The organism is Thomasclavelia cocleata, from assembly GCF_900102365.1.
Taxonomy (GTDB): Bacteria; Bacillota_I; Bacilli_A; order Erysipelotrichales; family Coprobacillaceae; genus Thomasclavelia; species Thomasclavelia cocleata.
In genome coordinates, this window is the sequence record NZ_FOIN01000064.1 from 1 (window position 1) to 9,115 (window position 9,115).

Below are 9,115 nucleotides of genomic sequence, written 5' to 3' on the forward strand. Positions count from 1 at the left end.
AGCATCTAACTGTTCTACTAGAAGTCTAGCTCCATAAAACTGAAACCTTGCTGATTCACTGTTAGAGCTGCCTGCCATCTGCATTTCTATGTCAATAATTCTGCCAGTTTCATCAACAGCACAAATATCTAAAATAATATTTTTAGCAAGAACAGTATTTTGATTGATTTCAGGATTTTTAACAATCATTTTTTTACAGTCAATATTGGTAACAAGTTTAACAATATACTTTCTTAACAATCTAGATTCAGCAGTATCTCTGGAAAGAAGATATTTAAAGAAAAGATCATTATTAAATTTAACTAAATCATTTTGATAACCAATTACTTCACTCATATAATAATCCTCCTATTATTTTTTACAAAATAATTAAGAGGATTACTTTTAAAAATCAAAAATCAGTATTGATAAATACCAAGAACTCATTTATAAATAACACAACAAAAATACAAAAAACAAAATAAAAAAGCATAGCAAATTCGACTAAAATCAAATCCACACATGCCTTTTTGAAGTTTTTTATTTATTTGACTATGAATAATAACAACTTATTAAAGTCTTTAATATAATACACCTAAAACTTATTTATCATTAATTATAATCAATTAGGTTTAATTTCTTAAAAACAGGCTTTTGTAATTTCATAAAAATCCCCATCATTGGTCCAAATAACAGTACTCCGATAATTGTTCCCTCTCTAACCGCTAATGGAACCTCTGTAACAAAAACAATTATTATAATTAATAATACAGAAATTATATCAACACCCTGACGCAACACATGAAATTTTTTACCTGAAACTTTACTAACCGCCATACAAGCCCCCTCTAAAGCAAACGTTACAATATCAAGAACCATAACCATACCTACTGCAAAAGCACAAATTATGTATCCTAAAATTAGTAACACAACATTTATCCAATATTCTGTTACTATAAAATTATTATAAACTTGATACAGCATAAAATTAATAATTATTCCTAATAATATACTTACTGGAATTTGTAAAAACTGTGTTATTTTAAAACTTTTTCTAAGAACAACAATTTGAATGAAAATACATAAAAAATTAAAACACATTCCTACTGTCCCAACTTCAATCCCAGTAACATCACTTCCGGTTTGTGCTAAAGCATCCCAAGCGCCTACCCCAATAGCAGCTTTAAGAGTTAATGCTGAACTACATCCTACAATTATAACCCCTAATACTAATACAACAATCCGTCTAAACATCTTTCCAATCCCCTTTATTATATAGGCAATATTATAGTGATTTCATTTATCTAGTCAATATTTTTATAAGTGTTTTCAAAAATTGAAATTATCATATATTTTCATTAGATTAGTAAATAAAAAAGCCATAAATTTTATTATCATGACTTTTTTTACGTTCTTAAATTCCAAACAATAAATCTATATACGTTGGAATTGGCCAATATTCTGCATCTACTGATTCTTCAATTGTATCAACTGTTTGTCTTAACTCTTGCATCATTTCAAAAACTTCATCACGCCAAACAACAGCTTGATCAAAAATATCTGTATTTAAAATTTGTGCAGCACTAATATTATTATCTAATGTTACCATTTGTTCTCTCATCTTCTTTACAAGTTCTGCCAATATTTTTAAATCATCTGCTAAAAAATCAATATCTAACCCTGCCTCTTTGTTTGTTATAACTTCTGCCGAAAATTTTGCTAAATATTCACATACAGCAGGATATATTTGAGTCTTAGTCATTTTTAAAGCTGTTAAAGCTTCAACTTGAATTGTTTTAATATATCCTTCTAACAATATCTCATAACGTGATGCTAACTCTAGTTCACTATATACACCTAAACGTTTTAACATTTCAATGTTCTTTTCATCTTTTAAACATTTTAATGCATCTACTGTATTTTTATTATTTAAAAGTCCACGTTTAAAAGCTTCTTCTTCCCATTCAGCAGAATAGCCATCTCCATTAAAAATAATGCGTTTATGATTACTAATAAATGACTTAACTACATCATCAAATGATTTACCAGTTTCTAATTCAGTTGCCATTTCTTCCATAGCATTAGCTAAAATCGCATTTAGAATTGTATTTGGACCAGCTACAGATTGACTTGATCCAACAGCACGAAATTCAAACTTATTCCCAGTAAAAGCAAAAGGCGAAGTACGATTACGATCTGTATTATCTTTTGAAAAAGTAGGTACTACTGAAACACCTGTAGCAAAACGAGTTGCATCTGTCTTATTTGTCTTCTTACCCTCACAAATTTCTTCTATCAATGCTTCTAGTTCTTCACCTAAAAACATTGAAATAATAGCAGGGGGAGCCTCATTAGCACCTAAACGATGATCATTACCAGCACTAGCAATACTCATGCGTAATAAATCAGAATATTCATCAACTGCCTTGATTGTACAAGCTAGAGCCGCAATAAAAGACTTGTTTTTAGCAGGATTAGAACCTGGATCAAATAAATTTATTCCTGTATTTGTAATAACTGACCAGTTATCATGTTTACCAGAACCATTTACACCTGCAAAAGGTTTTTCATGTAATAAGCAACGTAAACCATGTTTTTTAGCAATATCTTGCATAAGCTGCATCAATAAATGATTATTATCAGTTGTAATATTAACTTTAGAATATACAATAGCTACTTCGTGTTGTGCTGGGGCAACTTCATTATGTTTAGTTTTTGAAGGAATACCATATCTCCAAAGTTCATGATCTAAATCTTTCATAAAAGCTGCAACTTTACGTTTAAGACTACCAAAATAATGGTCATCTAATTCTTGCCCCTTTGGGGCCATTGCTCCAAATAAAGTACGACCAGTTAATTTTAAATCCATTCTTTTTTGATAGTATTCATCCAATACTAAAAAATACTCTTGTTCTGCACCAACAGAAGCAGTAACTTTTGTAACTCCTTCAATTCCTAATTTTGGTAACAATCTACATGCGGCCTTTGATAAAGCATCACATGATCTCAATAGTGGTGTTTTCTTATCTAATGCTTCTCCAGTATAAGAACAAAATAATGTTGGAATATATAAACTCCCATCTTTAACAAAAGCAGGTGATGTACAATCCCACGCAGTATAACCTCTTGCTTCAAATGTAGCTCGTAATCCTCCAGAAGGAAAAGAAGAAGCATCTGGTTCACCTTTTCTTAAAGTTTTTCCACTAAATTCTAATACTGCTTTTGAACCATCTGGTTCAAGAAAAGCATCATGTTTTTCTGCTGTCGATCCTGTCATTGGCATAAACCAATGTGTAAAATGAGTAGCACCATTTTCTACAGCCCATATTTTCATTGCATTAGCAATAACTGTTGCACACTCTTTAGATAATTCCTCTCCCTTATCCAAAGAAGCATGGAAAGCTTTATATATAGATTTAGGAATTCGTTCTTTCATCACATCATCACTAAATGTTAAGCATCCATAATCTTCTAATAACTTATTCATTTCCATTCTAAGTTCCCCCTTGTTGGTTTATTAACAACACATAATCATATAATTAATATATGTATATATGCCGTTATTATACTGTTACTTTTTTTTGTGTCAATAATTGAGATGATATTTTTTATCAAAACATAATTCTTTAATAAGATATTTAGTATTCAAAGATATTTTACATTGCTAATACAACTGTTTTAAGTTGAAAATCCTTATAATGAAATCTTGTAAAAGAATATTCAAATATAACTCCACTACTTAAATAAGCTATTTGTTCTATCTGAAAATATGGTTCAGTAGGACTTAAACCTAAATACTCCTGCTCTAAAGAAGACGAAATGTGCCCAGTTACAGTTTTGTGTGCACTTTGTATTTTTAATTTTAATGTTTCTTCTATAAACTGATAAATAGAATTTTTTATATTTACTATTTTTAATTTAGGTATGACCGATATTGGCATATAGATAATTTCAATGGAATAGGGCTTATTATCAAGCTTTCGGCATCTAACTATATGATATACAAATGCCCCCTCTTCAATTTGAAGTTTATCAGAAATTATTTTATCACTCGAAATTACTTCAAATACTATTACCTCACTTTCAACCTCTTTAATCCCCTTATACCTCTGACTTAATCCCCCTGTAAAAATATTGGGACTCTCCATAGCCTTTACAAATGTTCCTGAACCCCTTCTTCTAATTATTAATCCCTCTTTAACCAAAATATCTAATGCTTTTTTCATTGTTTCTTTATTACAATTATAAAGTGTACATAAAGCATACTCATATGGAAGTTTTTGACCATATGTATATTCATGTTCTATTATTTTATTTCTAATATCATCAGCAATATCAATATATTTAAACATGTTTTTTCTCCTATATATCTTACACTAAAAAAATACCATACTTTTATTAAATTTGCACTGATTTTTTTATTATAAAAGACTACAGCAGTAGTCTAAAGAATTATTCTATTTCAATTGAATCAACTATATCCCCATTAAGTTCTTTAATATAAAAAATATTATTTTCATAAATACCATAACTATTTTTACCTTCTTTAGGTAATGAAATTGATGAAGGATTTATTATGTATATACCTTCTTTTTCTTTAACAACTTGCTTATGGATATGTCCATAAACAAAGACATCACCTTTATTTAAATTAGGAAGATTGTTTTCGTCAAATAAATGACCATGTGTTAAAAAGAAATGGTGATTATCGATATCAATAGTAGCATAATCTGCTCTTATAGGAAATTCCAATACCATCTGATCAACTTCTGCATCACAATTCCCTCTTACAGCAATAATTTTATTTCTAACATCATTTAATAATTTTATCACTTTTTTAGGTTCATAACCATCTGGTAAATCATTACGTGGTCCATGGTATAAAATATCACCTAAAATCACTAATTTTTTTGCTTGTTCTAATTCAAAAATATCAAGTGCTTTTTTCAAATATTTATATGAACCATGAATATCAGATATAAACATTATTTTCATTTTAAACTAATTCCTCCTCTATTGGATAACGTACAATTGTCTTTAAATGTTCAGCGTCTACACGTTCTGGTTTATTTAGATATATTTCGTGATGTAACCCACTTAGTTTTAAGTTTGCAACTGTGATATATTCCATAATTTGTTTAGTTGAATTTATTTCTGTATTATATGGACCTATATGAAGCATTTGGATACATTCACCTTCTTCAAACTCTTTAAGATAAACATCTAAAGCTAAATAATCACCTGTTTTTGTTAAAACATCTATTTTTATTTTTTCTAAAATATCCCCAGTTATAACAGGTGGCTGCACCATCATTAAAGTATATTTAATCATTTTTTTTCTAGATACATCAAAATGACTATTATCGTATGTATCCCATACTCCTTCTAATTTTGAACCACTAAAAATAATATTTTCTTTTTGATAGTATTCTTTTAATGATTTATTTACTATAAATAATAATTTTGACTTATCTTTAAATTCAGGTACTGTTGGATTACCAATACCATCAATTGCAATATATTTTAACTTTGGTACTATTATATTACTTATTTTTTTAGTAGTTGCACGATATAATTGTGGATACTCTTTTTTTATATCAAATTTAATCATTATATCATCTCCCGCTCTCCCTATTATATTACTTTTTTAGAAAAATTCTACCATAAAATGTATACATTTTAGTAAAATAAATAATTTTATTATTATAAAAGCGCCACCTAAATAAATTCCTGTTGGCGCTTATAATAAACTATTTTTCTAAATAGCTATCAAAAATAGATTTTAATCCCTCTTTTGTAATAACACCTTCATGTAACTTTACATTATTATCAAATAATGCTGGGACATAATAATAATCATAACAATCTGCTAACTCACTATTTAATTGCTCATCAATTAATTCTATTGAAATCTTTTCATAAACAGAATTTTCTCTCTTTAATTCATCTATCCAAGCAAGGGCCCTTTTGCAATAAGGGCAATTTTTCAAAACAAATATTTTTAACATCTTTTATCCTCTTTTAATTGTTTTAATTACAACTGGTACATTTGGACAATCTTGTATATTTCTTGGCATATTAGCAATTCTATCAACAACATCCAAACCATCTGTAATTTTACCAAAAGCTGCATATTGTCCATCTAAATGTGGAGCATCTTCATGCATGATAAAAAATTGAGAAGAAGCAGAATCTGGTATCATTGTACGAGCCATTGATAATACGCCTCTTGTATGTAACAAATCATTAGTTACACCATTACTACTAAATTCCCCTTTAATACTCTTTGTCTCATGATGATTAAAGTCTTTATCATAACCACCACCTTGAATCATAAACCCAGGTATTACCCGATGAAAAATCAAACCTGCAAAAAAATCTTGATCTATTAAATTTAAAAAATTCTCTACTGTAATTGGTGCAACATCTGGATAAAGTTCACCTTTCATAACACTTCCATCTTCCATCTCTATAATTATATTTACTGTTTCCATTATTATTCTCCTTTATCTATAATTCTTGCTTCAATAACTTCGTTAGCAAGCTTTTTTTGCTTTCTTTTTTTATTAAGAATTAAGCCTGCAATAATTAAAATCGCTAATACTATTAACACCATGATAATCGAATTAACCAGCTCAAACTGATATGCTGTTGCTACAATTAAACACAAATTAATGATTTCAAATGTTCCTGATAGCTTATGTCTTCCATTAACCATAAAATTAAGCGCTAAAGCTGTACAAACAAACATTGCAATAACTAATGCCACTTCCATTTTAACCCCTCCTCCTTATTTATGATAACTTTCATTTTTCATAATTTTAAATGCTCGATAAATTTGTTCAACTAATATCAATCTCATTAATTGATGTGGAAACGTCATTTTAGAAAAACTTAATCTAAAATTAGCACGTTCTATTATCTCTTGACCATGACCCAAAGAACCACCAATAACAAAATCTATTGTGCTTTTACCAGATATCATACAATTTTCCATTTGTTTTGCCAACATTATTGAATCAATTTCTTTACCAGCCACATCTAATAAAACAACATAATCATCCTGTTTTATTTTATCTAAAATTTTTTTACCCTCTTTAGATTTAATAATCATTTCATTTGCTAGTGAACAATTATCTGGAATACTTTCATCAGACACTTCATAAACCTCGACCTTACAATATGCCTGCAATCTTTTTAAATATTCAGCAATTCCTGCTACTAAATACTTTTCTTTTAATTTACCAACACAAATTATCTTAACCTTCACGCTTTCCTCCACTAACAATATTGACCTGATTGGCAACTTTAATCTTATTAAAAATAATATTATTTTCATTAAAAATATTTTTATATGTCTCTAATGCTTTTGCCTCACTATTTGCTTCCTCACTTAAATGTGCCAAAACAACTTCTTTAGTTCTATCACCAATTAAATCTACCATCAATCTAGCACTATACACATTATCTAAATGTCCTGTATCCCCTTGAATCCTACGTTTTAAAAAATATGGTCGATTAGTTGCCATCAACATTTCTACATCATGATTACTTTCAATAATATAATAGTCTAAATTAATTATATATTTACGATTTTTTTGCGATACATAACCAGTATCTGTCATATATAATATACACTCTTCATTCCCTTTAATAACAAAAGCTAATGGACTAGTGGCATCATGAGAAATACTTAATGGCATTATCTCATAATGAGCAAGTTTAAATAATTTATATGGTTCAATTTCATGACTAGTATCAATTCCTTTAATACATCCTTTGCCACAAAAACAAATATCATGATTAAAAATACTGATATTTTTATTATGATCATAGTGATCATGAGTTAGAAGTACATAATTTATATTACTTTCTTTAAATCCTAAAGAATTTAGTTTAAATAATAATTGTTTTCTACTAATTCCACAATCAATTAAAATTCCTACTCCATTATCATAAATAAATGTACTATTACCTTTAGAACCACTAGCTAAAATATGAAATTCCATCCACTCATCCTCTCTGTGAAAATATTATAACATAAATAAAAATCGTTGAAACATTTTAATTATTTAAGTTTCGTTTTTTTACATTGATACAATAATTTATTTCTATAATAAAGTGTAATCAATTAATATAAATCTATAATAAAACAGTTGATATAAAATCACTAAATTGTGTTTATAAACAATAACTTTTTTCTAATTAATTTTTTTATAAAAAATACACTTTTGCTTATTTTAAAATTTAATTACTTTTGAAAATAGAAAAAAGGAGCACCAGCTCCTAAATCTACTACTATTTAAATCCGTATTTTTTATTGAATTTATCAACACGTCCATCAGCACTAGCAAATCTTTGTTTACCAGTATAAAATGGGTGGCAGTTTGAACAAGTATCTACACGTACTTCATCTAAAACTGAACCACTTTCAAATTCGTTTCCACATGAAGTACAAACGACTTTTACTTTTTTGTAATTTGGATGAATTCCTTTTTTCATATATTTTTCTCCTTCCGCCTTATAGTCTTAATTTCACTACAAAGTAAGTTGCTATAACATAATAACATTAAATTATCTCTATTTCAAGTATATAATTGAATAATACACAAATAAATTATTATATTACAAATTAAATAAAACCTAGTATTAGCTAGGTTTTATTTAGTCTTATTTAATCTTATCTTTTCTTTTTTTTACTTTCATAGAATCCTAATGAAGCAATTGCTAAACCTAGTAATGGATACATCATACTTACTGCATCTCCAGTTTTTATACTTGTTGTATCTCCAGCTTTTACTGGTGTACTAGTATCTACTGTATTTCCTGGTTTTGCTACTAATCCTTCAAGGGCTTTTGTTAATGCTTTCTTGGCTGCTTTTACTTCTGCCTCACTTGCTTCTGGATCTTCTAATACTTCCTGTGCTTTTATTACTTCATTTTCTACTACTGCCCATGTATTAGCTGTATAACTTGCAGCATTTAACCCATTTGCCTTATTGATTAAATCCGCCAATAAATCTTTATTTGGTTTTAATCTTAAGTTCAAATATGCTCTTGTTAATGCATCACATGCTTCATCTACTTCTGCCTGTGTTGCTTTTTCATTTCCTAATACTTCTTGAGCTGCTTCTAA

General features: G+C 28.3%; 13 protein-coding genes. All 13 read right to left on the reverse strand.

Annotated features, from left to right (window positions below; genetic code table 11):
- A partial coding sequence (locus BMW96_RS13330; protein WP_177165858.1) for a PD-(D/E)XK nuclease family transposase occupies positions 1-336 on the reverse strand: 336 nt, incomplete at its 3' end.
- A 255-nt stretch (positions 337-591) separates the two neighbouring features.
- Entirely contained in the window at positions 592-1,233 is a 642-nt protein-coding gene (locus BMW96_RS13335; RefSeq protein ID WP_092356947.1) for a YczE/YyaS/YitT family protein, read from the reverse strand.
- A gap of 160 nt (positions 1,234-1,393) precedes the next feature.
- A complete protein-coding gene (locus tag BMW96_RS13340) occupies positions 1,394-3,472 on the reverse strand; it encodes a glutamine synthetase III family protein (protein ID WP_092356950.1) in 2,079 nt (692 codons plus the stop codon).
- 163 nt (positions 3,473-3,635) lie between these two features.
- Positions 3,636-4,331: a GntR family transcriptional regulator gene (locus BMW96_RS13345; RefSeq protein WP_092356953.1), complete on the reverse strand. Its 696-nt coding sequence runs from the start codon at positions 4,329-4,331 to the stop codon at positions 3,636-3,638.
- Between the two features lie 100 nt (positions 4,332-4,431).
- Positions 4,432-4,974, reverse strand: coding sequence for a phosphodiesterase (gene yfcE, locus BMW96_RS13350; RefSeq protein ID WP_092356956.1), 543 nt, complete (start codon positions 4,972-4,974; stop codon positions 4,432-4,434).
- Between the two features lies 1 nt (position 4,975).
- Positions 4,976-5,590, reverse strand: a complete 615-nt coding sequence (locus tag BMW96_RS13355; protein ID WP_092356959.1) for a GyrI-like domain-containing protein — start codon at positions 5,588-5,590, stop codon at positions 4,976-4,978.
- A 139-nt stretch (positions 5,591-5,729) separates the two neighbouring features.
- A complete protein-coding gene (locus BMW96_RS13360) occupies positions 5,730-5,987 on the reverse strand; it encodes a glutaredoxin domain-containing protein (RefSeq protein ID WP_092356962.1) in 258 nt (85 codons plus the stop codon).
- Positions 5,988-5,990: 3 nt separating this feature from the next.
- Positions 5,991-6,473 (reverse strand): peptidylprolyl isomerase, encoded by a 483-nt coding sequence (locus BMW96_RS13365; protein WP_092356965.1) that lies wholly within the window; start codon positions 6,471-6,473, stop codon positions 5,991-5,993.
- 2 nt (positions 6,474-6,475) lie between these two features.
- Complete coding sequence (locus BMW96_RS13370; protein ID WP_092356968.1) at positions 6,476-6,754, reverse strand: hypothetical protein; 279 nt, start codon at positions 6,752-6,754, stop codon at positions 6,476-6,478.
- Between the two features lie 15 nt (positions 6,755-6,769).
- The gene (gene rlmH / locus BMW96_RS13375) at positions 6,770-7,249 is read right to left on the reverse strand and encodes a 23S rRNA (pseudouridine(1915)-N(3))-methyltransferase RlmH (protein ID WP_092356971.1); all 480 of its coding nucleotides are present in this window, start codon (positions 7,247-7,249) and stop codon (positions 6,770-6,772) included.
- Positions 7,239-7,988 (reverse strand): MBL fold metallo-hydrolase, encoded by a 750-nt coding sequence (locus BMW96_RS13380; RefSeq protein WP_092356974.1) that lies wholly within the window; start codon positions 7,986-7,988, stop codon positions 7,239-7,241. Before BMW96_RS13380 ends, rlmH begins: the two co-directional genes overlap by 11 nt.
- Positions 7,989-8,277: 289 nt before the next feature.
- A complete protein-coding gene (gene rpmE, locus BMW96_RS13385) occupies positions 8,278-8,481 on the reverse strand; it encodes a 50S ribosomal protein L31 (RefSeq protein ID WP_024722144.1) in 204 nt (67 codons plus the stop codon).
- Positions 8,482-8,659: 178 nt separating this feature from the next.
- Positions 8,660-9,115 (reverse strand): LPXTG cell wall anchor domain-containing protein (locus tag BMW96_RS13390; RefSeq protein WP_143050759.1); only part of this gene is annotated, 456 nt, incomplete at its 5' end.

Bases quoted from the DNA above. Each gene is read 5' to 3' on its own strand.
- BMW96_RS13335 (WP_092356947.1), bottom strand. From the start codon at position 1,233: ATGTTTAGACGGATTGTTGTATTAGTATTAGGGGTTATAATTGTAGGA.
- BMW96_RS13340 (WP_092356950.1), bottom strand. From the start codon at position 3,472: ATGGAAATGAATAAGTTATTAGAAGATTATGGATGCTTAACATTTAGT.
- BMW96_RS13345 (WP_092356953.1), bottom strand. From the start codon at position 4,331: ATGTTTAAATATATTGATATTGCTGATGATATTAGAAATAAAATAATA.
- yfcE (WP_092356956.1), bottom strand. From the start codon at position 4,974: ATGAAAATAATGTTTATATCTGATATTCATGGTTCATATAAATATTTG.
- BMW96_RS13355 (WP_092356959.1), bottom strand. From the start codon at position 5,590: ATGATTAAATTTGATATAAAAAAAGAGTATCCACAATTATATCGTGCA.
- BMW96_RS13360 (WP_092356962.1), bottom strand. From the start codon at position 5,987: ATGTTAAAAATATTTGTTTTGAAAAATTGCCCTTATTGCAAAAGGGCC.
- BMW96_RS13365 (WP_092356965.1), bottom strand. From the start codon at position 6,473: ATGGAAACAGTAAATATAATTATAGAGATGGAAGATGGAAGTGTTATG.
- BMW96_RS13370 (WP_092356968.1), bottom strand. From the start codon at position 6,754: ATGGAAGTGGCATTAGTTATTGCAATGTTTGTTTGTACAGCTTTAGCG.
- BMW96_RS13380 (WP_092356974.1), bottom strand. From the start codon at position 7,988: ATGGAATTTCATATTTTAGCTAGTGGTTCTAAAGGTAATAGTACATTT.
- rpmE (WP_024722144.1), bottom strand. From the start codon at position 8,481: ATGAAAAAAGGAATTCATCCAAATTACAAAAAAGTAAAAGTCGTTTGT.